Annotated in this window: 25 protein-coding genes and 7 pseudogenes; 17 read left to right on the top strand and 15 right to left on the bottom strand. The window is 68.2% G+C overall.

What is annotated here, in order from left to right; translation table 11 throughout:
• Nucleotides 1-515: 515 nt before the first annotated feature.
• A pseudogene (locus tag JIX55_RS01910) lies at nt 516-614 on the top strand (tetratricopeptide repeat protein); the annotation flags it as partial.
• A 312-nt stretch (nt 615-926) separates the two neighbouring features.
• On the opposite strand, the gene JIX55_RS01905 reads toward JIX55_RS01910, so the two are convergent.
• The 4 genes from JIX55_RS01905 to JIX55_RS01890 all read right to left on the bottom strand — a co-directional run bounded on the left by JIX55_RS01905 (nt 927) and on the right by JIX55_RS01890 (nt 3,071).
• Nucleotides 927-1,346 carry a hypothetical protein gene (locus JIX55_RS01905; protein ID WP_257561459.1) on the bottom strand — a complete coding sequence of 140 codons (420 nt, stop codon included), beginning with the start codon at nt 1,344-1,346 and terminating at the stop codon, nt 927-929.
• A 154-nt stretch (nt 1,347-1,500) separates the two neighbouring features.
• On the bottom strand, nt 1,501-1,662 hold the full coding sequence (locus JIX55_RS01900; RefSeq protein WP_257561458.1) for a hypothetical protein: 162 nt from the start codon (nt 1,660-1,662) through the stop codon (nt 1,501-1,503).
• Nucleotides 1,663-2,472: 810 nt separating this feature from the next.
• Nucleotides 2,473-2,628: an ATP-dependent DNA ligase gene (locus JIX55_RS01895; protein ID WP_257561457.1), complete on the bottom strand. Its 156-nt coding sequence runs from the start codon at nt 2,626-2,628 to the stop codon at nt 2,473-2,475.
• Entirely contained in the window at nt 2,625-3,071 is a 447-nt protein-coding gene (locus JIX55_RS01890; protein ID WP_257561455.1) for an ATP-dependent DNA ligase, read from the bottom strand. Before JIX55_RS01890 ends, JIX55_RS01895 begins: the two co-directional genes overlap by 4 nt.
• A 799-nt stretch (nt 3,072-3,870) precedes the next feature.
• On the opposite strand from JIX55_RS01890, the gene JIX55_RS01885 reads away from it, so the two are divergent.
• The 4 genes from JIX55_RS01885 to JIX55_RS01870 all read left to right on the top strand — a co-directional run bounded on the left by JIX55_RS01885 (nt 3,871) and on the right by JIX55_RS01870 (nt 7,274).
• Complete coding sequence (locus tag JIX55_RS01885; RefSeq protein WP_257561454.1) at nt 3,871-4,311, top strand: VOC family protein; 441 nt, start codon at nt 3,871-3,873, stop codon at nt 4,309-4,311.
• A gap of 17 nt (nt 4,312-4,328) precedes the next feature.
• Complete coding sequence (locus JIX55_RS01880; protein ID WP_257561453.1) at nt 4,329-4,538, top strand: hypothetical protein; 210 nt, start codon at nt 4,329-4,331, stop codon at nt 4,536-4,538.
• A gap of 344 nt (nt 4,539-4,882) precedes the next feature.
• Complete coding sequence (locus tag JIX55_RS01875; RefSeq protein ID WP_257561452.1) at nt 4,883-5,179, top strand: hypothetical protein; 297 nt, start codon at nt 4,883-4,885, stop codon at nt 5,177-5,179.
• Nucleotides 5,180-5,936: 757 nt separating this feature from the next.
• Nucleotides 5,937-7,274, top strand: coding sequence for an FG-GAP repeat domain-containing protein (locus JIX55_RS01870; protein ID WP_257561451.1), 1,338 nt, complete (start codon nt 5,937-5,939; stop codon nt 7,272-7,274).
• 409 nt (nt 7,275-7,683) lie between these two features.
• Here the strand turns inward: JIX55_RS01870 and JIX55_RS01865 are convergent.
• Nucleotides 7,684-7,898 (bottom strand): annotated as a pseudogene (locus JIX55_RS01865) (transposase); the annotation flags it as partial.
• Between the two features lie 111 nt (nt 7,899-8,009).
• Between JIX55_RS01865 and JIX55_RS01860 the strand changes: the two are divergent.
• Nucleotides 8,010-9,410: an IS701 family transposase gene (locus JIX55_RS01860; RefSeq protein WP_257561450.1), complete on the top strand. Its 1,401-nt coding sequence runs from the start codon at nt 8,010-8,012 to the stop codon at nt 9,408-9,410.
• Between the two features lie 96 nt (nt 9,411-9,506).
• Nucleotides 9,507-10,365: pseudogene (locus JIX55_RS51305) on the top strand (IS630 family transposase); the annotation flags it as partial.
• Nucleotides 10,366-10,780: 415 nt separating this feature from the next.
• Here the strand turns inward: JIX55_RS51305 and JIX55_RS01845 are convergent.
• The 5 genes and pseudogenes from JIX55_RS01845 to JIX55_RS01825 form a co-directional block, all read right to left on the bottom strand.
• The gene (locus tag JIX55_RS01845) at nt 10,781-13,123 is read right to left on the bottom strand and encodes a tetratricopeptide repeat protein (RefSeq protein WP_257561448.1); all 2,343 of its coding nucleotides are present in this window, start codon (nt 13,121-13,123) and stop codon (nt 10,781-10,783) included.
• Between the two features lie 132 nt (nt 13,124-13,255).
• On the bottom strand, nt 13,256-13,582 hold the full coding sequence (locus tag JIX55_RS01840; protein WP_443046688.1) for a hypothetical protein: 327 nt from the start codon (nt 13,580-13,582) through the stop codon (nt 13,256-13,258).
• A gap of 514 nt (nt 13,583-14,096) precedes the next feature.
• Nucleotides 14,097-14,486 (bottom strand): hypothetical protein, encoded by a 390-nt coding sequence (locus tag JIX55_RS01835; RefSeq protein WP_257561445.1) that lies wholly within the window; start codon nt 14,484-14,486, stop codon nt 14,097-14,099.
• Between the two features lie 132 nt (nt 14,487-14,618).
• Nucleotides 14,619-15,158 (bottom strand): annotated as a pseudogene (locus JIX55_RS01830) (carboxylesterase family protein); the annotation flags it as partial.
• Between the two features lie 173 nt (nt 15,159-15,331).
• Entirely contained in the window at nt 15,332-16,489 is a 1,158-nt protein-coding gene (locus JIX55_RS01825; RefSeq protein WP_257561444.1) for a serine hydrolase domain-containing protein, read from the bottom strand.
• Between the two features lie 162 nt (nt 16,490-16,651).
• Here JIX55_RS01825 and JIX55_RS01820 point away from each other — a divergent pair, with 162 nt between their 5' ends.
• The gene (locus JIX55_RS01820) at nt 16,652-17,251 is read left to right on the top strand and encodes a TetR/AcrR family transcriptional regulator (RefSeq protein WP_257561443.1); all 600 of its coding nucleotides are present in this window, start codon (nt 16,652-16,654) and stop codon (nt 17,249-17,251) included.
• A gap of 104 nt (nt 17,252-17,355) precedes the next feature.
• On the opposite strand, the gene JIX55_RS01815 is transcribed toward JIX55_RS01820, so the two are convergent.
• Genes JIX55_RS01815 through JIX55_RS01805 form a run of 3 tightly spaced genes read right to left on the bottom strand, consistent with a single transcriptional unit; the run spans nt 17,356 to nt 18,926 of the window.
• Nucleotides 17,356-17,871, bottom strand: coding sequence for a hypothetical protein (locus tag JIX55_RS01815; RefSeq protein ID WP_257561442.1), 516 nt, complete (start codon nt 17,869-17,871; stop codon nt 17,356-17,358).
• Nucleotides 17,861-18,010, bottom strand: a complete 150-nt coding sequence (locus JIX55_RS01810) for an aconitase family protein (protein WP_257561440.1) — start codon at nt 18,008-18,010, stop codon at nt 17,861-17,863. The genes JIX55_RS01815 and JIX55_RS01810 overlap by 11 nt, the downstream gene beginning before the upstream one ends.
• Nucleotides 18,011-18,047: 37 nt before the next feature.
• Nucleotides 18,048-18,926 carry a helix-turn-helix domain-containing protein gene (locus JIX55_RS01805; RefSeq protein ID WP_257561439.1) on the bottom strand — a complete coding sequence of 293 codons (879 nt, stop codon included), beginning with the start codon at nt 18,924-18,926 and terminating at the stop codon, nt 18,048-18,050.
• Nucleotides 18,927-19,028: 102 nt separating this feature from the next.
• Between JIX55_RS01805 and JIX55_RS01800 the strand changes: the two are divergent.
• From JIX55_RS01800 to JIX55_RS01780, 7 genes and pseudogenes are all read left to right on the top strand, one after another.
• Nucleotides 19,029-19,723 (top strand): annotated as a pseudogene (locus tag JIX55_RS01800) (SDR family NAD(P)-dependent oxidoreductase).
• Nucleotides 19,724-19,784: 61 nt separating this feature from the next.
• Nucleotides 19,785-19,910 carry a hypothetical protein gene (locus JIX55_RS01795; protein WP_257561438.1) on the top strand — a complete coding sequence of 42 codons (126 nt, stop codon included), beginning with the start codon at nt 19,785-19,787 and terminating at the stop codon, nt 19,908-19,910.
• Nucleotides 19,911-19,944: 34 nt separating this feature from the next.
• Nucleotides 19,945-20,400 carry a DUF6081 family protein gene (locus JIX55_RS01790; RefSeq protein WP_257561437.1) on the top strand — a complete coding sequence of 152 codons (456 nt, stop codon included), beginning with the start codon at nt 19,945-19,947 and terminating at the stop codon, nt 20,398-20,400.
• Nucleotides 20,333-20,476 (top strand): hypothetical protein, encoded by a 144-nt coding sequence (locus JIX55_RS51300; protein WP_443046687.1) that lies wholly within the window; start codon nt 20,333-20,335, stop codon nt 20,474-20,476. The genes JIX55_RS01790 and JIX55_RS51300 overlap by 68 nt, the downstream gene beginning before the upstream one ends.
• Before the next feature lie 116 nt (nt 20,477-20,592).
• Nucleotides 20,593-21,156 (top strand): cysteine hydrolase family protein, encoded by a 564-nt coding sequence (locus JIX55_RS01785; protein ID WP_257569183.1) that lies wholly within the window; start codon nt 20,593-20,595, stop codon nt 21,154-21,156.
• Between the two features lie 396 nt (nt 21,157-21,552).
• Nucleotides 21,553-21,718, top strand: a pseudogene (locus tag JIX55_RS51295) (IS630 family transposase); the annotation flags it as partial.
• Between the two features lie 13 nt (nt 21,719-21,731).
• Nucleotides 21,732-22,160, top strand: a pseudogene (locus JIX55_RS01780) (transposase); the annotation flags it as partial.
• A 63-nt stretch (nt 22,161-22,223) separates the two neighbouring features.
• Here the strand turns inward: JIX55_RS01780 and JIX55_RS01775 are convergent.
• The gene (locus JIX55_RS01775) at nt 22,224-22,877 is read right to left on the bottom strand and encodes a class I SAM-dependent methyltransferase (RefSeq protein WP_257561436.1); all 654 of its coding nucleotides are present in this window, start codon (nt 22,875-22,877) and stop codon (nt 22,224-22,226) included.
• A gap of 167 nt (nt 22,878-23,044) precedes the next feature.
• Nucleotides 23,045-23,491, bottom strand: coding sequence for a hypothetical protein (locus JIX55_RS01770; protein WP_257561435.1), 447 nt, complete (start codon nt 23,489-23,491; stop codon nt 23,045-23,047).
• A gap of 1,222 nt (nt 23,492-24,713) precedes the next feature.
• Here JIX55_RS01770 and JIX55_RS50800 point away from each other — a divergent pair.
• Nucleotides 24,714-24,848, top strand: a complete 135-nt coding sequence (locus JIX55_RS50800) for a hypothetical protein (protein WP_306819969.1) — start codon at nt 24,714-24,716, stop codon at nt 24,846-24,848.
• Complete coding sequence (locus JIX55_RS01760) at nt 24,849-25,037, top strand: hypothetical protein (protein ID WP_257569727.1); 189 nt, start codon at nt 24,849-24,851, stop codon at nt 25,035-25,037.
• The last annotated feature ends 73 nt before the right edge of the window (nt 25,038-25,110 follow it).

Genomic DNA, 25,110 nt, shown 5'->3' with positions numbered 1-25,110 from the left:
CCATGAATCCAGTGCAGCCCCGTGGCGGGCCATCGTCAAACGCAGAACGTTCATGAGTCCTCGTTGGTGTGCTGACGGGGACTCTGTGTTGCGAGGTGCGGTCCTTTTTCGGCGCTGGGGCAGGTCCACGGCCCGGTTGTCGCGTCGGGTGAGCGCAGTGTTCCACTTTCCCGGTGTGGCGGTGCGGATCGGTGGGGCGGGTCAGCCGGGGCTCGGCAAGGCGTTGAGCTGGTCGATGGCCCTTACGACGTAATAGTCGATTGCCTTTACCACGTATTAGAAGACGGCACACGGCACAGCGAATTCCACCGCTGCCACGAAGCCGGCGGCGGGGGAGCAGGACACCGAGAGCCAGACCGACCAGCCACTACCAGCACCTCACCGACACGACCACGTCCCACCTCGGCCCCGACCACCCCGACACTCTGACCGCCCGGGGCAACTTTGCCCGGTGGCGGGGGGAAGCGGGAGATGCGGCCGGAGCCGCGGACGAGTTCGCCCAGTTACTGCAGCATGTGGTGCGGGTGCTGGGTGAGGACCACCCCGGCACGCTCACCACCCGCCACAACCTCGCACGATGGCGAGGCGAGGCAGGGGACGCCGCCGCTGCCGCAGCCGACCTCGCCGAACTCCTGCCCGACCAGTTACGGATCCTCGGCTCGGACCACCCCGACACCCTCACTACCCGGGCTACCTCGCGTTCTGGAGGGGCCGGGCTGGAGATGCCGCCGGTGCCGCAGCCGGCCTCGCGCCGTCCAGGCCGTCGTCGGCATGGACAACCTCGCCCTCGGCCGCATGGTTGGACAGGGAGACTGCCCCGTTCAGGCTGTGTGATCACGGCACCAGGCACCAGGCACCAGGCACCAGGCACCAGGCACCAGGCACCAGGCACCAGGCACCAGGCACCAGGCACCAGGCACCACGCTTCAGGCGCAGCCCGGCGGCTCGTGCTCGGTCGGTACGAATTGCATCGTGGGCATCCCGGCCGCATCGAAGTTGGCCGTGTCCGGCCCGATCAGGGTCATGTAGCCGGCGAGTCTCTGGCTTTCCTGGGAGGGCGGTTCCCCCTTGACCTGCTCGACACCGGGGAACACGGAGTCGAGGACCCACCAACGGCCGCCGAACTTAACCCACTTGATCCCGCAGTGCGTATAGATGTCGTACTGATACGGCTTGTGCTGCTTGGGCTTTGCGGGCCCTTCCTGCCACTTGCCCTCCGTGACGGTCCGGGCGGGCAGGGTAGGACCGGTGTATCCCTCGGTGCCTGGGCTGTCGGACGAGGAGGAGCAGCCGAGGAACAGCCCGGCGCTCAGGAGCAGTACAGCGGCTTGGCGCGACACGTTCATGTTCCTCAGACGCTGCGGATGCGTGTTCCGTTCGGCCCCTGCGGGTCTTACGGCTGCGACGATCGATCTGGGCAGCCTACCCGAGGTCGATGCGCGTCCTCGCGGCGCTGTCCTGCGGCATCGAGGCACAGAACAGACACTAACGAGTCCCTCATCAGTGTTTGAGCAGGAAGTGGAGGATGGTCATCACGCCGATGCCCACGATGAGGGCGACGCCGAAGGTGGGCTGGAGGAACGCGATGTTCGTACCGATCCCGCCGACGAGCAGCAGCAGCGCGGTGCGCGCGTCCAGCCCGCCCCCGTTTCCGTTGTTCACCGTGTAGCTGCCTTTGCCGAAGCGATAGGGCCGTCCAGGGCGTCCGCGCGGCGTGCGGGGGTGATGAGAGCGAGGGCGGTGGCGACCAGCCGACCGGCGGCCAGGGCGGGGGTTGCGCTGGTATAGGCGAGTGCCGTCATGACCAAGGGGGCCCCTGGAGCGGGCGGTACGGTGCCGCGTGGATGTGCGGCTGTGCCGACCAGTCAGCCACGGTCGACGCTCGGCGCAAAGGACTGTGAATGACAGCGAACATGCTGGTGGGCAGCCCGACCCGGTCGCTGCCTTCGCCGTGTGGTTACAGCAGCCGCACCGCGAGGCGGGTAGGAACCAGCTATGCGCAGCTCGTGCGGCGCAGCCGACGCCGCTACCCGCAGGCCACCGTGCGCGAGGGAACCACCTCGGAGATGCTCAACGGCAAACGCCTGCCACGCTGGGAGATGGTCGAGCCGGTCGCCTGGGCGCTGAGCGGGGAGACGGCGGTAGCGGCATGCTGGCAGCGCTGGATAGGATCCGACGCCGCCCGAACGCCCGCCGCCCGAACGCCCGCCGCCCCGGCCGCTGCCCGGCCCACCCGCCTGCCGTGCCCGCCACGGAGTCGACCGAACCCATGCACGCGCCCCGTGCCACGCAGAAATGCCAGTAACCGGTCTCTGCACCCCCCATCGTGGGTCTTCAGCTGAGATCTGCCGGGCGACCACGACCCTGCCGCACAGCCCGATCAGCCGGTGTGCGGGTCCTTCGGCCACGGCGAGGACCGCCGCACCCTGGCTGCGCTGCCGAAGGCACGCGGAGCACAGGCGGCAGCGTCGGCTATCCGGGGTTGCCGAAGCGTTCGACGTCGCCGGGGGAGAGGTCGGGGCGGGCGCGGTACCTGCGGGCCGGGTGCCGCCAACGCCCGGCACTGTCCCGGGTGACGTCGACGCCGACTTCCACCACCAGCTCGGGCCGCACAAGGGTGACACTCAAGGTCTCCTCGTGCCCCACCCCGCAGAGAACGTCCAGCTCGTCCACGGGCGCTCGCTTCCGGCCGGGGCCAACAGCGGTGCGAGAGCATGGCCGGCCGTTTGCGGCAGCGTGGGGGTGCGGCCGGTGTACTGCGGCCGCCCGCCCTTGTCGAAACGCCCCAGCAGCAGAGTCCGCGGCGCCGTCAAAGGTCCGGTGAACGCGCCGACGATCGCCTCCTGCGTTTCGCGCACCTTGTACTTGCGCCATCCGCGCGCCGACGGCTCATGCCGGCTGTCAAGCCGCTTGAAGACGATCCCCTCCAGGCCCACCGCCGACCACGACAGCCACTCGTTCACCGTGTCGGCCTCGGTGGCCGACGGGCACAGCGCCCACGGTGCCGTCAGCGTGTGCTCGGTGAACAGATCCTCCAGTGCGGCCCGGCGCCGCCGGTACGGCCACGCCATGGTGGCCGTGCCCGAGGCGCACCAGGCCGAAGGCGACGAAGTGGGCAGGCCACAGATCGGCGAGCCGGGCCGCCGCGGAGCCGCGCCGTTGCAGCCGGCCTGGAGACGCTCGAACGCGAGACGCTCGGACTCCCCACACGATCAGCTCCCCGTCCAGCGCCGTGGAATCCGGCAACTTCCTGCTCCCGGCCTCGATCTCCGGGAACGACGCGAGCAGGTCCGTACCCCTCCGTGAGCGCAGCACCACCCGCCCGGCATCCACCGAGACCAGGGCCTGCCACCCGTCGTTCTCCAGAATCCCTGATCTCTCATGAGTCATCAGGCGCCGACGCATCGGTCACCCCGCCGCCGCGATGTCGCCACGTTCCCGTCCACGGATGCTCGGGCCCAGCGGGGCCAGCGCGGCCCACAGCTCGCGCCGGCGCCGCGCGGGCCCGGACGGGTGCGGCGAGGGCGAACGGCACGGGGAACTCCACCCGCCAAGGGTGGCCCGGCACCGTCAATCAATGGGGTAAATGGGGGAGGCGCAATGCTCAAGCGCGCACGCTGCGAATCGTCGAGGAAGCACGGAAAAGCGGCGACGGCACGCTACGGCTGATCGTCTTCATGGGAGTGGCCACCTGTGCCGTACTCACCCTCGGTGGTGGCGCCCGGCTCGCGGTCTGCTGTAGCGGTGCTGAGGCGCGATCCAGATTTTTCGGAGTTCGGCGGTCTGCGGATGTCGAGAACGTGCCACCGGCTCCGTCCCAGGGACATCAGCGGCCACCACCGGCCGCACGAGGAAGAGGGAGAAACCGGCATGGCGATTCAGCGGATGGACAACGTCGGCATCGTCATCGAAGACATGGATGCCGCCATCGCGTTCTTCGTGGAACTCGGTATGGAGCTGGAGGGCAGGGCGGAGGTCGAGGGCCTCGTCGCCGACCAGTGCACCGGACTCGACGGCGTCCGCTGTGACATCGCGATGCTCCGGACCCCGGACGGTCACAGCCGGCTCGAGCTGGCGAAGTACCGCAGCCCCGCGGTGATCAGCGCCGGGCCGCGCAACCGGCCGCACAACATTCTGGGCACGCACCGCGTCATGTTCGCCGTCGACGACATCGAGGACACCGTTGCCCGTCTGCGCCCTCACGGCGCCGAACTCGTCGGCGAGATCGCCCGGTTCGAGGACAGCCATCTGCTCTGCTACGTCCGCGGCCCGGAGGGCATCATCGTCGGACTGGCCGAGCAACTGCGCTGAGAAGGAGGAACCGAACCATGCAGCCGAACGAGGTCATCGAGGTTCTGAACCGCCCGATCAGCCAGGAGCTGCTGGCCCGTGACGTGACCCGCCTGTCTTACCTCGCCAAGGACGGAACCCCGCGCGACGTACCGATCGCCTTCACCTGGAACGGGTCGCACATCGTCATGTGTACGACGAACAACGCGCCCGAACTTCCGTGGCCACCCTCGCGCACAGGCTCCTGAAACGACGGCACCAGGAGGTGAGACACATCTGAGTGTCTGGAGAACCATCCCACTTCGGCTCGCCCGCCCACCCGGGCAGCAGCACCGGGTCGGGCACAGGGGCGGCGAGCATCGGTTCCGGCAGCGTCCACGTCACAGACCCATGCCTTCCACCCAGCCCCTCCGTCCGTAAACCGAGCGGCGTGTGCGCTCCCGACCATGGGCCCGACCACGCCGGACCATCACCCCGACCACGGCAGGTCGGCGCGCTACGACACCTCGCCGGCCTCACTGGCCTCGCTGTCCGAAGGCCCGGTGAGCACCGCGGGCCCGTCAATGTCAGTGGCGGCTGGAAGGCTGGTCGGATGAACGGAGACGAGCAGCTGCTGCGCGGCCGGGTGTACGGCCACGACCACGACGACCCCGACCCCGGCCCGGTGCCGCACCGGACGTACGCCGCGCTCATGGGCGGGCCGCTGGACGGACTGCTGCTGGACATCACGGGATGGCGACCGGAGGAAGTCGACGACGGCGCCGCTCTGCCCACCGAGCTGTCGCGGTGGCCCGGCGGCCGCGCGCTGTACGACCCGCACCCGAGCGAACCCCGCACGCCCGGCCCGGGTGTGATGTGCCGCTTCTACTACTCCGGCGACACGCCCTGACCGTCGCCCCGACCATGGGCCCGACCACGGGCCCGACCACGGCAGGTCAGCGCGCTGGCGTCCCGCGCCGCCCGCCCGCGCACCCGGCGTTCCTCGAGGAGCGCGCCGATGACGGCAGCGTTCCGGGTGACCGCTTCCAGATCCTCGGAGAGGGGCTGGGAAATAGTCGCGGCGGAGGGCCAGCAGTCTTCCGTGTTCACCACGGCCCGCGGCCCAGGCGATGGTTCCCGTCTTGTCCTTGACCAGATGGGTGGCCGACCTGGCACCGCCAGGTAGGACGGCGCGGCGCCGGTCCTCCGGCACGATCGTCGGGTCGACTTCGAGGCCGGTAGTGTCCGGGCCTCCGGAGGCCCGGTATTGCTGTGCGGCCGCCTGGTACTCGGCGAGGACGCTGTCACGGCGGTCTTCCGATACGAGCACCGGGATGGACGCGCGGGTCAGCGTTGCCGACACCGCCGCCGTCGCGGCGATGGTCATCCCTATCTTGAAATGCAGGCCGATCCACAGACCCCGTAAATGTGTGCCCCCACGCATTCCCCTACGTGTACGCGTCCTCCGCATCGGCATCAGTTCGAACCGCCCGCAGGACCGTACGAGGCCCGCGGAGCGGGCCCAACTCGATCAACGCAACGCGGCGTGCCCGGCCGACTGGGCACGCGATCTCGTCACCGTCACGCGGCGTACCCGGAGCCCTGGTTCTCAACGGATGATTATCGACTGAGCGCAACCTTCTGCGCTCGTCCGAGGTCCTAACACCGTGCAGAGACGATCAACTCGACTGTGGGCCTTCCCCTGCGCCCTGCTGCTCGTCGCCGCAGCCGTGCTGTGGTGGCTGGAGAAAGCGGCATCCGGGCCGGGGGCGAAGCCGACCGCAGGACGCGCCTCGGCGTATCCGGACCCGGACGACTTCAACGGGGACGGGTTCGGGGACCCGGTGGTGTGGACCCGCTCCGGTCTGACAGTTCTGTACGGAGGGGCGAACGGGCCGCATGCCGACGTACGCACCGATGTGCCCGCGTCCGCGTCGGACGCCTTGGCCCGCCCGCATCCCCTTCGCGCCGACCTGGACGACGACGGGTTCACCGATCTGCTGATGGCGACGGAGAGCGGCGTCGTCCGTGTGCTGTGGGGCGGAGCCGAGGGGCTCTCCCGGCCCGTCGACCTGTCTTTGAGCACGACGACCAATACAGGCAAGACAACCACGATGGCCAAGACACCTCCCGCACTCGGAGACTTCGACGGTGACGGCAGCACGGATCTGGCCCGTCCCGGCGGCGCCACCGGGCCCGAAGTCGTCTGGTACAAGGGGCCGTTCGACCGCTCTGGCCGCCCCGCAGCACGGCGCGAGGCGGCAGGACCGCATTCCGAAGAAGGCGTCCCCTACAGAGTGCGGGCTGGGGACTACGGCGGTGACGACACCGCGGACTTGCTGCTCGACTTCGCCACTACGGACCCGGAGAGCGACGACCCGAGCGCTCCGGTCGTCTCCGGTGGCACGTTGCTGCTCGGCGGGGAGGACGGTCCGTCCGCGGCGAGGTCCTGGGCGGGAGCTCGGCCGCTACCCCGTTCCGCGTCCGGCACTTGGAGCGTAGTCTTCGGCGGCTACGGGGACGACCGCACGCTCGACGTCTTGCGTGGCGGCGCCACAGACCCCGTCGCCACCTTCCACGACCTGCCGGGCCTCGCCCCCGGCCAGCTCACCGACCCCGGCAACCGCGGTGGGAGCACTGGCGACGTGGACGGCGACGGCCGCCTCGACGCGGTCACCGGCGCCTACGGGGCGAACTGGTGGCAAGGTGTCGTCTTCGAGGTGCGGGACGTCGCCCACGCGGACCGAGTGAACCTCCGGTCGATCGTGACGAAGGACGTCGGGCTTCCGTACGACGCGAAGCGCACCAGGCCGTCGAGCGCGCAGTTCGCCCCGCATGCCCCGCTCCTCGACGTGAACGGCGACGGCCGCGACGACTTGGTCGCCTCGACCCGTGGCAAGAACCCCCAGGTCGTGTTCGTCCCGGGCTCCGCCGAGGGCCTGGACGCCGATGGCGCACACCACTTCAACCTCGCTGGCCTGCTGTACCCCGAGTCCACCGGATGACGGCGGCATGCCGTGTCCTGGCGGACACCGCGGCGGCGCCGCAGTGCGGGCAGACTCCACGCCTGCGTCATCTGCGGAAAGAGGTACAGAAACAGCTTTCAGAAGCCTGCGGACATAACGACTCGACCTTCCCCCTGCCTCTGCGAGTCACCGAAGGCCCGCTCAGCCCGGGGGAAGGCATCAAGAAGGCCGAACTGCAGCTCACCCAGGGCGGGTTCGGGCGCGTGCCTTCCGTGACCCCGAGGGCTCCGGGCGGCGCTGCGTGCAGTTGTGCATCCTGTCGTGGAACGTGCTGGGCGCGCGGGAGTGGGACGACAAGGACGATCGAAGATCCAGGCCATGCATCCCGCGGACCTCGCCCGGTATCTCGGCACGTACGCGCAGCTGGTGATGGCGGCGCGCGGCACTGGTCGGCGGCAGTGTTCGAGCCCGCGTTCCCAGGCCTGAGCAGAGCGGCGACGGGTTCGCCGGTCTCGCGGCGGCCCGTGGTCGACGAACCCCATCAGCGGGTGGTCACCGTAGGTTTTCCAGGTCCGGGCGGCATCCTGCTTGTCCGCGTGGGTCGACGACCAGGCCTCCGTCCAGATCCACGGTCACCTGCCCACCGGCGTCCGGAGCCCGACCGGCGGCAACTTCCCAACGTGTCTGCGGACGCACCGGCAAGAGCCTGTTCGACGACGGGTCGGGTTGGTCTTAGGCCGGTGGTGTGAGCCAACTGCCTGGCTGGGGCTGAAGATGACTGCTCGCCGTCCGTGTCCGCCCGCGCCGGGACCGTTGGAGGACTACGCGGCTCGGTTCGACGACCTCTTCTTCAGTCTGGCCCAGCGGCGGGGGTTTCGTGAGTATCTGACCGGGCTGCTGGCGCCGCGGGAGCGGAACAAGACGATCACCTGCCTGGCAGGGGCAGAGCCGGTGGCCGGTGCGGGGATGCCGGGGGTGCAGCGGCTGCAGTTCTTCCTGTCCGAGTCGCCCTGGGAGGCCGAGCAGATCAACGACCGGCGGCTTGAACTGCTGTGCGAGGAGCGGGCGACGGCTCCGCACGACGGCGGGGTCATCGTGATCGACGACTCCGGGGACCGCAAGGACGGCACCGCGACCGCGAATGTGGGCCGGCAGTGGCTGGGCCGGCTGGGCAAGACGGACAACGGCATCGTCACGGTGACCACGGTGTGGACCGACGGCCGCGTCTACTACCCGCTGCACGCGCACCCCTACACCCCTGCCCACCACTTCGCCCGCGGCCGGTCCGATCCCGCCTTCCGCACGAAACCACAGCTGTCCGCCGCTCTCGCGGCCCGCGGGAAGGAGGCGGGCTTCGGCTGCCGGGCCGTGGTCGCCGACTGCGCCTATTCCGTCAGCGACGACTGGTACCTCGCACTGCGCGAGGCCGGCCTGGCCTACGTGGTCGCGCTCAAGCCGCACCGTGGCACCTGGGCTCCGGCCGACCAGCCGCACACCCCGATCGAGGCCGCCCACGCCCTGACCTGGCTCGATGCCAGACGCCCCGGCGACTGGACGGCCGTGGAGCGTCACTTCCGCGACGGGCACACCGAGACCTGGTGGGCCGCCGATGCCCGATTGGGCGGCTACGGTCCCGACTCGCCCTGCCGTCTGGTCGTGGCCACCACCGACCCAGCCCGGCTGCCGGAGAAGGCCACCTGGTACCTGGCCACCAACCTGCCCCACCCCGACGCACCCCACGCCGCCACCAGCCCGCATCCGCCGGCCGACCTCGCCGAGATCGTCCGCCTCTACGGCCTGCGGCCGTGGATCGAGCAGAGCTACAAACAGATCAAGGACGAACTCGGCTGGGCCGACTTCCAGGTCCGTTCCGACCGCGCCATCCGCCGCCACCAGACCCTGGTCAACTGCGCCTTCTCCTTCTGCTGGGACCAGTGGTTCGCCCCACCCGGACCCCTGGATGACACCGCCCCGGACCCGTGCCCCGACGAGGGGCCAGAGAGGGGGACCAACCGAACCCCAACTGCCCTGCTGGCCCAAGGCATTACGTTCGGTCCGCGCCTGGCTCACCCCTGCCACCACCCTGAACCGATGGTGGCGATCCTGGACGGACAGAGACCCACCCTCCGAACTCCAGGCCCTGATCGACGCGGTCACCACCGGACACGGCCTTGATCTCTACCTCCGGATTTAACGAACTACCGCTACTGAGGTTGAACTCGTGGAGTCGTATGGGCTGACGGCTCGTCGCTCGTGCGGTATCACCGGTGCATGCGGTATCCACAAGGGGGCGGGCTGACCGCCGAACGGCAGCAGTTCCGTGAGGAGTTACGGCTCAAGGCGGCCGAGAGGTTCGCCCAGGGTGAGGCGAGCTCGGTGATCGCCAAGGACCTGCGGGTCAGTGTCCGCTCGGTGCAGCGGTGGCGGCAGGCTTGGGACGAGGGCGGTCCGCGCGCTCTGCGGTCGCAGGGACCTGCCTCGCTGCCGAGGCTGAACGAGAAGCAGTTCGCGCAGTTGGAGGCGGAGCTGGCCAAGGGGCCGGCCGCGCACGGCTGGGAGGACCAGCGGTGGACGCTGGCGCGGGTCAAGACGGTGATCGGCCAGCGCTTCCACCTGACCTGCACGATCCAGGGTGTGCGCAAGCTCCTGGTACGTAATGGCTGGTCGTGCCAAGTGCCAGCCCGACGCGCGATCGAGCGGGACGACGAGGCGGTGGCCGGGTGGGTCAAGGAGGTGTGGCCGTGCGCGGAAGACTCGCGGCGGTGAGTGGAGCCTGGCTCGTCTTCGAGGACGAGGCCGGATTCTCCATGACGCCGCCGCAGGCGAAGACCTGGTCACAGCGCGGCCGGACCCCCATCGTGCGGGTCCGCGGCCGTTCCCGCAGACGGATATCCATCGCGGCGCTGACCTGCTACAAACCTGGCCACCGCTCCCACTGATTTACCGGCCACGCCGGGACGAGGGCAGACGGGACGGACGCAAGAGCTTCTCCTGGCGCGACTACCGGGACCTGCTGATCGCCGCCCATCAGCAGCTCGGCGGCCCGATCGTGCTCATCTGGGACAACCTCAACGTCCACAAGGCCACCGACCTGAGGAAGTTCGCCGAGGCCCGGGACTGGCTGACCATCAGGCGCCGACGAACTCGGTGTCTCCGCGACTACGCTGTTCACCGAGCACTTCGACGGGTTGACCAAGGACTGGAGCAAGTCGGCCGACGCGATGACCTTCCTGTTTCTCGCCATCGGCGCATTCGCCGCGTTCTCCGGCGCGAAGAAGGCCGCCATCTAATAACGCGGGTGTTGCGTGAAGACGCAACCGCAACCCGCACGAGCATGCGCAGTACGCGAAGAGGCCCGTCCACCTCATGGTGACGCCGTTGGTCAATTCGGGCCCGGCGTGACGTCGGCTTTCAGGACCCGGTTGTGGTCCTGGAAGCCGACGTTGTTGTTTGGGGAGGGTGTCGGGTGTCGATGCGGCCGGAGGAACCCGGAGAGGTTCCGGCGGAGACGGTGCGGGTGGCGCGGACGGCCTTTCAATCTGCAGTCACCTCTGCCATCGGGCAAGGGATGCGCGGATTTTGAGCGTCTCCGGGTGGTCGGGCCCCAAGACGCGCAGTGCGTCGGTCAACAGCTCGGCGAATGCGCTGGCGGCGCCCTCCGGGTCACCGGCCTCTCCCTGCCATCGGGCGAGGTTTGACCTGGTTTTGAGAGTGCGGGGGTGGTCGGGGCCGAGAATCCGCAGCCGGTCCTTCAATAGTTCGGCGAATTCCGTGGTGGCTCTTTTGGCGTCCCCCATTTCCCCGCGCCACCGAGCGACATTGTGCCGACTGGTGAGGGTGTGTGGGTGGTCGGGCCCAAGGACGCGAAGTCGGTCCTCCAGCAGTTCGGTGTACGCGCTCAGGGCGCCGGCGGCGTCCCCCGCTTCTCCCCGCCAGTAGGCGAGGTTCCCCCGGGTGTTGAGGGTGTTGGGGTGGTCGGGGCCCAGGACTCGCTGCCGGTCCTTGAGTAGCTCGGCGTAGGCAGCGACGGCCCCGGCGACGTCTCCTGCCGTCCCTCGCCACCCGGCGACATCGCCCCGCGTAATGAGGGTGTCTGGGTGGTCGGGACCCAGGACCCGTATTCGGTCCTCCAGTAGCTCGGCGAAGGCGGCGGCGGCCCCGGCGGCATCGCCCACCTCGCCGCGCTGGTAGGCGAGGTTGGCCCGGGTGTTGAGGGTGCTGGGGTGGTCGGGGCCCAGGATCCGTGTCCGATCCCCCAGTAGCTCGGCGAAGGCGGCAGCGGCCCCGGCGGCATCGCCCGCCTCCCCCTGCCAGAAGGCGAGGTAGTGCGAGGTGGTGAGAGAGTCTGGATGATCGGAACCCAGAGAACGGTAGGCGGTGGCTTGGAGTTCGTGCCAGTAGGAACGGGCGGCGTCGATGAGCCCGGCCTCTCCCAGGCTTTTCCCTGCCCGGAAAAGGACGGGGTGCGCCCTGGCCACCCAGAGAGGCATCGGTGCGTGCTCATTGAGGGCTTCGGTATTGGCCCGCAGGATTTGGGCATGGGCGCTGTCCCGTTCCACCTCGGGCCAGGCGTCGACCAGGGCGTCGCCTGCGGTGCGGGCTAGGTCGTCGTGCTGGTCCGAGGGGAGGCTCTCACGGGTGGCCCGCTGGATGAGCTGATGTACGCGTACCGCCTGGTTCTCGGTGGCAGGGGTGTGCTTGATCAGGCTGAGCCGATGCAGAACCCGGAGCGCGAGGACTGCGTCATACGGCTCGATCTGGTGCGATCGTCCACTGCTCCCGGCAGTGCGGGCGCGATGCTCCGCGAGATGAGCGAGGGCAGGCGAACTACCGAGGACGCTGCCTGGGATGCCGTTGGGGCTCAGCATGGCTGCGAGCTGGAGCATGGGGCGTGCGAGCCCGACGGGGTGGATCCGATCGGCGCGTTCGATGGATAGGGACCATGCTGCGGAAAGCGCGACTTCCTGGTCGTCGGGCAGGGTGCCCGTCTCGGGCATCAACTCGGTTAGCGTCTTTGCTCGGTCGGCAAGCAGGCGGCGGTACACACGGCAGTCCAGACCCGCGTCGACCAGATATGCGGTGGCCTGGGAGAGGGCGAGGGGCAGGTGGCCCAAATCAGAGGCCAGCGCGACGAGCTGGTCTGTGGGCTCATGCCGGTCGTGTGCTGCCAGAGACGAGGTGAGGTGGGCGACTGCTTCCGCCTCCGTGAACAGGCCGACTCCGATCACATGGCGCCCGTGCCCCGACAGAGCTGCTTCGCGGCGCCGGGTGGTGACAACGCTGTGGCCATGCGGGCTTGCCGGCGGCCACAGGCCGCGCAGATCCGCGGGGGCAGAGACATCATCCAGGGTGATCAGCCATCGGCACTGGTCGGTGCCGCCCTTGGGATGGAGCCACGCCAGGAACATTCTCGCGGCTTGCTCAGGGTCGGAGGCATCGGCCCCGCACAGCTCGACGCCGGCCTGCGCGTATCCCGAGATCACTGCCGAGCGGTTACTCGCGGAGATCCACACCAACACGTCCAGGCAGCCGCCCTGCCAAGCGGTATGCGCATAGTCGGCAGCCAGCTGCGTCTTGCCCACGCCACCCATACCGGTGAGCACCGCCGTGCCCCCGCCCCGTACCGCCTCCTCCAGACGCTCCGACTCCGCTCGAGGCTGGAAGGACAGCGCCCGCGGTGGGATCAATCCGATTTGGTGCGGCCATGCAGCCGGTTCACGAGGCCCTCGCTTCAACACCATCGTGAGTGTGCCGACATTCAGCTCGTGGATATAGCCGCTGTTGGCCAGGCCGCCAGTGGCGGCGATCGCGTCGCCGGTCCCGGACACATTTATGGGGACCACGGGCGTTCCCGCAGTTCTCTGTGCTGGTCCGGAGTAGCCGGTCACCGCCTTCCCTCCAGCCCCGGCCACCGTGTCGCCGGTGTCGGTCGCGGAGACGTCGGCCTGCGCACCAGGCTCACTTCTTCGCCTGCGCCGCTTCACCATTCGCCGCCCCCCGTTCCCTCTGGCCGAGCCGGGTCACTCGTAGTCGACGCCGCTGACAGCTCGGCTTCCTTTGCCGGTGGCCTTCGCCTTCCCGGTGTCCTGGGCCTTCGCCGATCCGCTTCCCCTGCCCTTGGGCCGCTTGACGCCGGTAACTGCGCTGCCCCCGTCTTCAGCTTCAGGTTCACCGGTCCGTACAGCCACGTCATCAACCCGGCTGGTGGGGTTTTGAAATAGCGCCCACACAAACGCCGCGATGCCAACGGCACCCTGGATTGAGGCTCCAACGAGCTGGCCGGAGTTGGGGCTGCCGAGCAACCATATTAAAGGAGTCGAAACAATTCCAGCCAATGCCAATGCCATAATCGTGATCTTCAACGTCTGTGACACGCACGCCTCCTCAACGACTCGTCGCGTACATCGATTCACTGGGCGTTCACCACGCCAATAGCGATGGCATGCATTCCCCCTATCCGCCGATGTGGGTCCCCGTCCCCTCTCTACCCGTTTGCCGCCGGACTGGTCGTCACACATACGCGGAGGCAAAGGCCTGTACGAACTCAGAGTCGGTCACCGATCCATTACCACCCCCTCCTATGCGGTAACCCCGGCTGGAGAGAGCATTGATGGGATCGAGTACCTCGCGCTTCCGACGCGGCTTAAGATCATGTCATTGACTCGGACTTCATGGGTCCTCCGAAAGGCGCGGAACCGCCTCGAAAATCGCTCTCCCTGTCTCGTTCAAGTCGCCAGAGCCATGCACCGTAATAACGAGTTTGAACATTTCATGACTCCCAGTCGGGATTCGACGGCAGGGCTCATCTGCAGTCCGGGCGTCGCGACTTTGCAGGCAAACGGGAACGGGCGTGCGTAGATGCTAGGACCAACGGAGCCGGTTCAACTTATTCGTGTACTCGCTGAATGGCTTTCCCTTGCCTCCCACCAGATCCCGAGCCTCCAGCTTGCGCAGCGAACTCGACTCCTTCATGACAGTGGGCCACCCACTCTCCTCTTTATGCCAGGAGAAAGAGTAGATTTCAGCGTCCTCGCCGAGGATGATTTCGCCGTTGTTGCCCCAGACTTCTTTGAAGTCTCCAGGGGCCTTGGAGAAGAGTGTTTCCTTGCTGTATGAGCTGCCGTGGTCGATGGTCCATCCCTCGACCTCTATGTTGTCGGCGGACACCTTACTTTTCTTTTTGCTTGGGTCCGCCTGAAGCAGCTCCACCGTCTTACGGGCCAACTGCCTAAACTCTGCGTACTCATCCACGACCTGATCCCCCCAATCAGTGGCAACAGGGCGGACTGTAGACACTCGCCGACTGCTCTCCTGGCGTGTCCGTGATCCACTCCGTCAGCTCCAACGGATGCCCCTGGATTACCCTGATATCTGCGCGGAAAACTATGGCCCGGTGAAACAGCCGCTCGGCGTCCGGCATGCCCAGCAGGCACTGCACGGTGTGGGCTCCCGCGGCAGGCACTGCACGGTGTGGGCTCCCGCGGACTGGCCCGCCACGGTCACCGTGTCCGGGTCACCGCCGAATGCGGCGATGTTGTCGCGCACCCACCGCAGGGCCGCGAGCTGATCGGCGAGGCCGAGATTTCCCTCGGAGATCGCTGGTGAACGCAGATAGCCGAGCACGCCGAGCCGGTAGCCGACCGAGACGACGACCACGTCGCCCTCACGGGCCAGCCGGTGGCCGCCCTAGCACTTCCATGATCCGGCGCCCGAGATCCAGGCGCCGCCGTGGAACCACACCAGCACCGGCCTGGCCCGGTCATCGACTCCGGGCGTGGTGATCGTCAGGTTCAGGCAGTCCTCGCCCTGCTCGTGCCGCTCAGGGGCGCCTATCACGGACTCCAGCCTGGACGGAGCCTGCGGGGCGATGGGGCCGTCGACCGTGGCGTCCCGCTCGCCGTTCCAGGAAGGCACCGCGCGGGGCGGACCGAAGCGCTCTCAGGTGGCGTAGCGCACGCCTCGGAAGACGGTCAGGCCGTCCTCGGCCCGGCCGCACAGCACACCATCGGTGGTCTTCGCGCGGGTCAGCATGGGTACGCCCTTCATGGATCACGACGTTGTGCGCCAGTTCGGCGTGACCACTCGTGAGGTGAGTGTCAGTGGTCCTGCCGGGCGATGGCGCGCAGGAAGGCGACGGTCTCCATATCGCGGTTGGTGGCTTCCTCCGTGGAGGTCCCGTACCGGCGGTTGGCGGACAGCTTGACGATGGTGGTGCGGGCGGCAGGATCGACATAGACGAACTGGTTGTACACGCCGATCGCACTGAACTCTCCACGGTCCCCGTCAGGGAGCCACCACTGGTAGCCGTAGCCCAGGTTGAGTTGGTGACCGCCGACCAGGGGCCGGCCAGGCTCCAGGTGCGTCGCGGTCACGGTGACCGAGTCGCGCACCCACTCGGCCGGGACGATCTGCCTCCCCTGCCACTTGCCGCCGTTGCGGTACAGCTCGCCGATCCTGGCGTAGTCGCGGGCGGTCAGATTGAGCCCGGCGAACGAGAACTCCGTCCCGGCGGGGTCGATCAGCCAGTAACCGGCCGACGTCATGCCCAGGGGCTCGCACAGCTTTTCCCGCATGTAGTCGGCGACCGAGCGGCCGGTCGCCAGGGCCACCAGGGCACCGAGCACCTGGGTCTCGCCGGAGTTGTAGCGGCAGACCGTGCCGGGCTCGCTCTCGGGCACCATGCGGGCGACGAAGTCGTCGAGAGTGCCGCCGATGCCCATCGTGGCGGCGCTGAGCTGGTAGACGTCGGAGGTGACGTCGCTGTAGTCCTCGTTCCAGCGGGCGCCGGAGGACATCTGGAGTACGTCCTTGATGGACACGCCGTCATACGCGGAACCGGGTTCCACCCGTACGTAGGAGCTGATCGGATCGTCGATGCCGGCGATGTGTCCCTCGGCGACCGCGATGCCGACGAGCGCGGAGACGAAGCTCTTGGCCACCGACATGGAAAGCCACTGCACGTCCGGTCCGCCGGTGAGGAAGTAGCTCTCGTGCCGGACGACTCCGTCGATGAGCACGAGCACGGCCGCGGTGTCCGTGTCGGTCAGGAACTCCTTGCTCGACCGTGAGGCGCCGTCGAAGACGTACGTCTCCGGCAGGGCGGTCGCCTCCCCCTCCGGCCAGACGTACGGCCGCGCGGCCGGGGCCATCTCGCGGGACTTGAGGAGGTCCTTCATCCGGCACAGGTGGTCGTGCTGCGGTACGCCCGTGAAGAAGCCGAGGTCGGCCAGGGTCATGTCCTGCTGTTCGGTCATCGTCGTCCTTCGAGGGCTCGAAGAGGGAAGCGCAGCGGGCCGGACGGGGAGACGAAAGCCCGAAGAGCGGTTCCGGCCGAAAGTAGCAGTACCAACTGGTTAGGGCAACCGAGTGGTACGCTTAATTTTTCTTTCGTTCACTCAGCGTGAGAGAAGGTCGCGATGAGTTCTCCCCGCGTCGACGGACGCAGCTTGCGTTTCCAGCACCGGCGCCCCGAACTGCTGGCCGCGGCAGCTGAGTACGTCCTCGACCACGGTGTCACCGACCTGTCGCTACGACCGGTGGCCCAGGCGCTCGGCGTCACGCACGCGACGCTGCTGCGGCACTTCTCCTCGAAGGAGGAGCTGATCATGGCCGTCGGGGAGAAGATCCGGGCGGATCTGGCCGTCCGGCTGACCTCGGACGGGGAACTCCACGGAGCGCGCTCGATGGCCGACCTCTTCAAGGAGATGTGGAACCGCCTCTGCGAGCCGCGAGAACAGCGGCAGTTCCTGGTCCTCTTCGAACTGGTCACCCACTACGGCCGGAAGCGCGACCCGGAAACGGACCTCGCCCAGTCGCTCGTCCACGACTGGGTCCGCCTCTTGGCCGACCGGCTGATCACGGAGGGATGGCCGCCGGAGGACGCCACCGCTCTGGCCACCCTCCTCCTCGCACAGGTTCGGGGCCTCCAACTCGACCTTCTCGTCTCCGGGGACCGCACGCGGGCGGACCGGGCGATCGAATTCGCCGCCCGTCTCCTCGACCGCCCCACTGCCTGACGCGCTGGGCGAAAGAAGGGCAACAGCGTCAGCCCCTTTGAGGAAGCCGTCGGGCATGTGGCTGCAGGGCGGCGTCGGCAGCAGATGTCCGCTCACCAGCGGGGTCAAGGGTGGAGTGCGCCCGGAATCGCGCTACACGCCCGAACACCGTCCTGGAGATGGCACCATTCGGGGGATCGAGCTTTCGCGGCCCGCCGCAAGGAAGTTGAGGGTCCGGCCGCCACGGGTGCCGGGACGACCTGGTTGCGCAGCCTGACATTGGCGAACACACCGCGCATCATCACCTGGTGGTTGCCCCGCCGAGAGGTGTACGTGTTGGACTCCCTTGGGGGCGCGCCGACTTGAGTCAGGTATTGGGCCGCTGCGCTGGTCACGGTGATGGCGCCGGCCGGCGAGATGGGGTCATTCGCCGCCCTCCCTGCCTCGACGACATGGCGAGGGAACCCGTAGCCGTACGGGACATCATCGGGACGCGGGTACTGGTCAGACTCGGCGATCAGGTGACCACGGTTCGCGCAGGCGTCGGTGAACATCGCCGCGTCGATACTCCCGGCCATCACGGCCGCGATCTCCTTCGGGTCGGGCCAGATGTCCTGCAGGTGGACGGGGTCACCCCTCATGGGCGTGGCCGAGGGGTTCGGTGGCGAGGTCGATGTCCATCGTGCCGGTGAGGGCGCAGGCGATGACCAGGGGAGGGGAAGGGAGGTAGTTCATGGTGACTTCGGGCTGGATGCGGCCCTCGAAGTTGCGGTTCCCCAACCTCTGGCGGCTGGACGGGGGCCTGCCCACCCGGTTGTCACGGCGTGGAGAACAGATCGGGCCCCGAAGGCGAGGAGCGGTCGGGGTGGACTCCGTTCGTGACCCGCAGGAACTGCAGCTTCTCCGCATCGGCGGAACCCGCGGCCACCGTGTAGACGACGAGGCGGATATCGCAGCCTGGGACGGTGAGCACGTCGCAGTCGCACGTCACCTCGCCGACCTCGGGGTGCACGATGATCTTGCGAGCCGAGACGTGCGGACCGACCGCGCCCTCGTCCCACAGCTGGGTGAACTCCGCACTGGTGGAGCGCAGTTCCGCGACAAGGTTGATCAGTCCACGGTCGTGGGGGTAGTCGACGAGAGCTATGCGCAGATCGGCGACGAGGGCGGGGTTCAGGGCGTCGCCATCCGGGAGTACGGGCCAGGCCGCGAGCCCTCCGGGCCCTGCGGCGAAGACCGCCCGCACCAGGTTTCGCTCGGCCTGTGTCCGTGCGCTGGGGTCGCCCAGCAGCACTGCCCATGCTGGAGTCCAGGACAGCAACGTCCAGTCGGCGCTGAACACGCCCACGGGGAACTCCCCGAGGCGAGCCAGCATCCGTTGGACCCCCGCTGGTACATGCGTAGAGATCGTCCCCTCCTGTGGCGGGAGGAGGCCGGCCAGCCGATAGGCGTGATCGCGCTCCACGGGTTCCAGCTGCAGTGCCCTGGCCAGGCTCGCGATGACCTGCGCCGAAGGGCTCCTGGCGCGCCCCTGTTCCAGCCGCACCACGTAGTCGACCGACAGCCCTGCGAGGTCGGCCAGTTCCTCGCGTCGCAACCCCACCGCACGTCGTCCGGGCCGTGAAGTCCGCCCCACATCGATGGGGGAAAGCCGGTCGCGCCAGCGGCGCAATGCGGTGCCAAGGGTCTCGTCCACTCGACCATTGTGTCCGCTGGACAGCCGTTGCGCCTGGTACTGGCGGTCCTACCGTCGCGGAGGGCACTGGTTCTCCTCTCGCCACTGGCCGAGGGTGAACGCATGACAACAACATTCATCACAGGAGCCAACAAGTCCCTCGGGTACGAGACCGCCCGCCGATTGATCGAGGCCGGTCACACCGTCCTCGTCGGCGCTCGCGATCCAGAGCGCGGCCAGGCGGCCGCCGAGGCACTCGGTGCCCGTTTCGTCCAGATCGACGTGACGGACGACGCGTCGGTGGCCGCGGCCGCCGCCGACGTCGAGGCTCGCGAAGGGGGCATCGACGTCCTGGTCAACAACGCAGGAGTTTACGAACCGCACGTCCCCGCCGATCAGATCACGGCCGCTCACGCCGGCGCGGTGTTCGAGGTCAATGTCATTGGGCTCGTCCGGGTGACGCATGCGTTCCTGCCCCTGCTGCGCAAGTCCGCGAGCCCGGTGATCGTCAATGTGTCGAGCGGCATGGGGTCGTTCGCGGCGACCCACGACGCCGAGCGCGTCGAGTCGCGGCCCGTCGCGCCGCTCTACACATCGTCGAAGGCTGCCGTGACCATGCTGACCACGCAGTACGCGAAGGCCTGGCCGGACGTGAAAGTGAACGCGGCCGACCCGGCTACACCGCGACCGATTTCAACGGGCACCGCGGACCGCAGACAGTGACCGAGGGGACCGACGCGATTGTCGAACTCGCCACCATCGGGGTGGACGGGCCGACCGGGACCTTCCGTGACCGTTACGGCGCGGTGGCCTGGTGAAGACCGGCCGGTTCGGCCTCCATCCCAGCCAGACCGTCAGCGCGAAGGCAAAGACACAACCATGACGAGCACCGACATCAGACACGAGATCGTCTACGACGGCTTCGAGGGCCTGGCCCTGGACGTGACCCGTTGGTTCCATCTGAGCTTCCCACTGCCCGGACGGCACGACGTTCGTCGCCGATGAGCCGGGAGCCAAGATCACTTTCGGCGATCGTGGCGTGCGGGTTGGCATCGACAAGTTCACCCAGAGCCATCCCGTCCAGATGGCCGACAACTGCAAGTTCCTCGTGCTCTCCACCGAGGACTTCACCTTGCCCGAGGCCGGCAGGATCGCCTTCTCCGCCTCGATCGCGGCCGACGCGGTCAACGCGACGCCGTACGACTACCGAGACGGCTTCGCGGCCCTCGTGCTCTGCGATCCGGTCAACGGCTGGGTCTGCGACCTGTGCACAAGCGGCGAGACCGTGTTCGCGATCACCGAACGCCTGCGGTATCCCGGGGTGACCACACCCTTCACCAACCTGGCAGGTAGACGGAAAGACCGTTCACGAAGAGCTGGTGGCCGAGCTCCCCGCGTCCCTCAAGATCGGCATGGGCATGTTCACCGTGCACCAGGTCGCAGACGGTGTCAGCACGTCCCTGCGCGGACAGGGACTCACCGCCAACTGGCGTGACCTCCGCGTCCGCAGTGTCACCGAGTTTGGACAGCACTTGGTGACAACAGGGCAAGAAAGTGTCGATGAGAACTGATACCGGTCATGGGCGCACTTCGGCGCGACGCTGATGAGGATCTCCGAAACCTCCACCGCAGCTCGGTTGATCCACCAGACTTGCTCCTGTTTCCCAACGGAGAAGGGACGGCAGGCATGGCGAACAGCGCACTTCTGGTGATGGACGTCCAACGGGACGTCGTGGCCATCGCCGATGACGGTTCCGGATATCTGCCGCGCTTGCGCAGGGCGATCGACGGCGCCCGGGCTGCCGGTATCACCGTGATCTACGTGGTGCTCGGGTTACGGCCGGGCGATCCAGAAATCAGCCCCCGCAACAAGGTGATGACAAACGTGGTGAGGGCCGGCCTGTTCACCGAGGGTTCCCCTGGCACCGAGATCCATGACGACGTCGCGCCCCAGCAGGGCGACGTCGTGGTCACCAAGAGGCGGGGGAGCGCGTTCTCGGGCAGCGACCTCGACCTGGTGCTCAGGGCTCGCGATATCGACAGCCTGGTTCTCACCGGCATCGCCACCAGCGCCGTCGTGCTGTCCACCCTGTGGCACGCCATTGACCTGGACTTCGGCCTCACCGTCCTGGCGGATGCCTGCCTCGACACCGACCCCGAGGTGCACCAGATGCTCACCGAAAGACTGTTCCCGCAGTGGGCAGATGTCGTCGCCGTCGAGGACTGGGTCAAAGCCGTCGCACCGCAATAGCGGGAGGCCGTCCGGCCCCTCGCGTGCGGGGCAAAGGGGAATCGCCCCCCCCGTAGGCCGGGCTAGGTCAGCCGACGGCGTTCTGTCAGGCGCTGTCCTGTTGGAGTGATGCATCCGCAGGATCACGTCATGACTGCCGATGCCCCGCTCACCCGAGAGCCGTTCCGGCGCCTCCATCCGATTAACGCGCCCAGGCCGGTGCCTCAGTTGCCCGATCGTGTCTGGACTGACGAGGACTGGGACCGGATCCGGCGCGGATATCGAGCCCGGGACATGGATGAGAAGTGGAACGTCTTCGCCAAAGCCGATGTCCTTTCCATGCACCGGAGTTGGACCCGTCACAGCATCTATGAGGCGTCCTTTTCCCCCGCGACTGGTGATGGGAGGAGGATCGCCTCTGCAAAGGAGTCCACCACTGACCCGGACAAGGACGCCGAGCTGGACCGGATCGAGTACGCCCTCAAGGAGCGCCCCTGACCGCACCTTCGCCTTCGACGAGTTCGGCCCGCTCGGCATCCGCCCGACCGCCGGTACCTGCTGGGCCAGACAGAGCAGGCCCGACGGGCAGTGACGACACTCTCTGGGGTGTCAACCACCGTCGCAAGGGCACCGATCACACTCTCACCGCGCTCAAGAGCATCCGGGCGGCCCGCCCGGACGGCGCACCGGTCTACGTCATCCTCGACAACGTCTCCGCCCACAAGGGCAGCAAGATCCGCCGGTGGGCGGCCAGGAACAAGGTCGATCTCTGCTTCACGCCGACCAGCGCCTCCTGGGCGAACCCGATCGAGGCGCACTTCGGACCGCTACGTCAGTTCACCCTCGCCAACTCGAACCGCCCCAACCACACCGTCCAAACCCGCGCGCTGCACCGTTACTTGCACTGGCGCAACCAGAACGCCCGCCACCCCGACGTCCTGGCCGCCCAGCGCCGCGAACGCGCCCGTATCCGCAGCGAGAAAGGCATCCGCTGGGGCGGCCGCCCTCTCCACCCAGTGCCCTGACCCGCCCGCCCCGTGATCGTCTGCGTTCTGGCACGAGCGGCCTCGCCGCAGGAACAAGCCCCGTCAGGGCCTTTCCGGCTTGCGGGCCAGGAGGCAGGCGTGCGGTCTCCTCACCCGTCCGCCGGGCTCCTGCTCCAGTCTCGCGGCGACGACGAGTCCGGCCTGGTCCAGCAGGCCGACTATGCGGTCCAGCGGCAGAAGGTACGACTCGTAGGACACCGGACGGCCATAGCTCTGGGTCGGATGCAGCCGTTCATCGCCGACATAGTCTCCCCAGAGCAGGTAGCCGCCGGGCGCGAGCGTGCGGTGGAACTCGGAGAACACCGCTGGCAGCCACTGCGGGGGCGTGTGGTGGGTGGAGTACCAGGCCAGGATGCCGCCGAGCTCGTCGTCCCCCATCTCCAGCGAGGTCATCGAGCCCTCGGTGAACCGCAGGTTCGGATAGGCGTGGCGGGCCAGCCCGATCATCTTCGGTGACAGATCGACGCCAAAGGTGGACACCCCCATCCCTGCCAGGTGCGCCGTCACGCGGCCGGGGCAGCATCCCAGGTCCGCGACCGGCCCCAGACCGGCCGTCCGCACGAGTTCGGCGAACCCCGCCAGCATCGCGCGTGACAGCGGGTCCATCTCGGCTGGAGGCGGGACGCGTTCGACGTAGTCGACGGCAACCGTGTCGTACGACTCACGCACGGCGGTCAGAAAGGAGGGCTCGGCCATGCGGGCGACCCTAGACCAGGGAACTGACAGGCAATGGCGCGACATTGTTGACCTGCGTGACACCACCGCTGCGGCCGCCCGGCCGTCACACACTCCGGTGATCGTTTCCGGTCACGGCACTGGCTGAGAAGTTGCCGTATGCGGCGGAGCGTTCGCAGTATGGCCGCTCAGGTTTGGCATTGCGCCGTGCCGGCGGTGGACCACCCGCTCCAGGCGGCCCCGTCGGCACGGGCGTGGACACGAATCTCGACCTTTACGGGCCCGCACACCCGGGTCGAGCTTCCCACCTCCGTGGGCTCGACGGTCCCACCTGCCGGGACATAGGTGCGACCGCTGCCCAACTTCACCCAGTAACCACCGTTGACGACACGAAAGAACGCCTCGTAGGAGACGTTCACCGCCCTCGGCCCCGTGTTGCGCGCCTTGACGTACGCCGTGATCTCCCGAGTGTGGATTCGGCCTTCCTTTCCGCGTTGGGCGCTGATGCAGCCGTTGACGGCCACCCGGCCTGTCGACACACCGCCGCCGCAGGCGACTGCTGCGGCGTGAGCGTTCGTCGGAATGGCCAGCATGGTGAGCGCGGCAGCGCTCAGGATTGTTCCGATACGCCTCACATGCACAACCCTGCTCCCTTCGACCCTGATTGCCTCAGAGAAACCATGACGTGTTGAGGCGTGGAAGGCAGCGGCTCATCAAGTTCTTCACTCCAACGGAACAGCCAGGTCGTCGACGCCGCCCAGGCGTCGCCGCACTGCAGCGGCGATGATCCTCGTTGCCCTAGGTCGCCTCCGGCAGCAATGGGAGCCGCTGACCTGCCCGGTTCCCACTCTCCACGCCTCGTAGGTGGCACGCCCGCCCCCATCGGAACAGGCGCCTACACGAGCAGGCCCCGGGGCCGTTTTAGTACGGGCCGTTTCCCCGTCGGGCCCGTCCCGCAGACAACGGCTCACATCCGCCCGCGAATGAGGAGGCTCAGGGCTCCACTGACAATGCGCCTCCACCAGCGTGAACACCACATCGCAGCCCGTCTGCCGTCGTACGTGGCCACGGCGAAGCCCGTACCGCCGCTGAGGAGGCCGACCGAAATCCCGGTTGCGACAAGCCACTGCGCCCTGCGCTTCATGCCGCTTCCTCTCCTCTGGGCCTGTCGGCACCGGCCCTCGAGACGCGATGTCGGATTGCCGCTTCAGTTGCTCGTGGGGCGCTGAAAGCAGAGGCTGAACGAACCTGAACGTGCCTTGAGATGTCGGGAGCGGTGCGTGGGGAGCGCGGGGATGCCGCCATCACCGCACATACGGGTCAACGGTCGGCTGTGTCCTGCCCCAGGCCCGGCACCCGGCGATCAGGCCTGGGACGGCGCCGGTTCCGTCGCCCGGGGCAGCCGGCCGAGGCCCCGGTTGAAGCGGCGTAGGAGGAGTACGGCGGTAGTGGCGAGGCCGGTGAGGAGGCCGAGCCGGATGCCGAGGGTGTCCAGGCCGATGGCGAGGCCGAGGAGGACCGCGGCGGGCAGGGGCCCACGAGCCAGTAGCCGACGAGGGTGACGCGGAAGCCGCCCTTGGTGTCGTCGAGGCCGCGCAGCAGACCGATTCCGATGTTCTGGGTGCAGTCGAAGAACTGCAGGACCGCTGCGACGAGGAGCAGCTGTGTGGCGATCTCGACGGCCCTGTCGTCACCGCTGTCGAAGAAGGGGGGCGAGCACCAGGCCGGGCACGGTCACGTACACCAGCCCGACCACGGCCATGACAGCCGCCGCGCAGGCCAGGGCCGTGGTCTTCAGTCGCTGGGCCGTGGGCAGGTTGCGCAGCGCCAGCTCCCGGCTGACGCCGATGGACTGGCGTGGGAGAGGCCGACGGCTATCTGGAAGACGATGTAGAGGAGTTGGTTGACGGCGGTGTGCGCGGCCCGCGCGGCCGTGCCGAAGCTGCCCGCGAAGAGCGCGACGACGAAGAGGAGCCCGCCTCGGAGCCGTAGGTGGCGGCGATCGGCGTGCCAAGGCCGGTGAGCCTGCGCAGGGTGGCCGGGCGGATCTTCCAGATGCTGAGCGACAGCACCGCGGCGACGGGCGTCGCGCCGGGCGAACAAGCTCAGTTCCAGATCCGGATCGTTCCGCAGGCCACGGCCGGTGAGCCGAGCTGCGGCGACCCCCTCGCGCCCGCGTGACAGGCAGACCGGGCAAGTACAAGGCCGACGCCGTGATGCGGGCGTCGGCCCCTTCACGTTGCGCTCACTGCCG

Source organism: Streptomyces sp. DSM 40750 (genome assembly GCF_024612035.1).
GTDB lineage: Bacteria > Actinomycetota > Actinomycetes > Streptomycetales > Streptomycetaceae > Streptomyces.
Note: the sequence above shows the minus strand (reverse complement) of the source record. Positions and strands in the feature narration are given on the sequence as shown.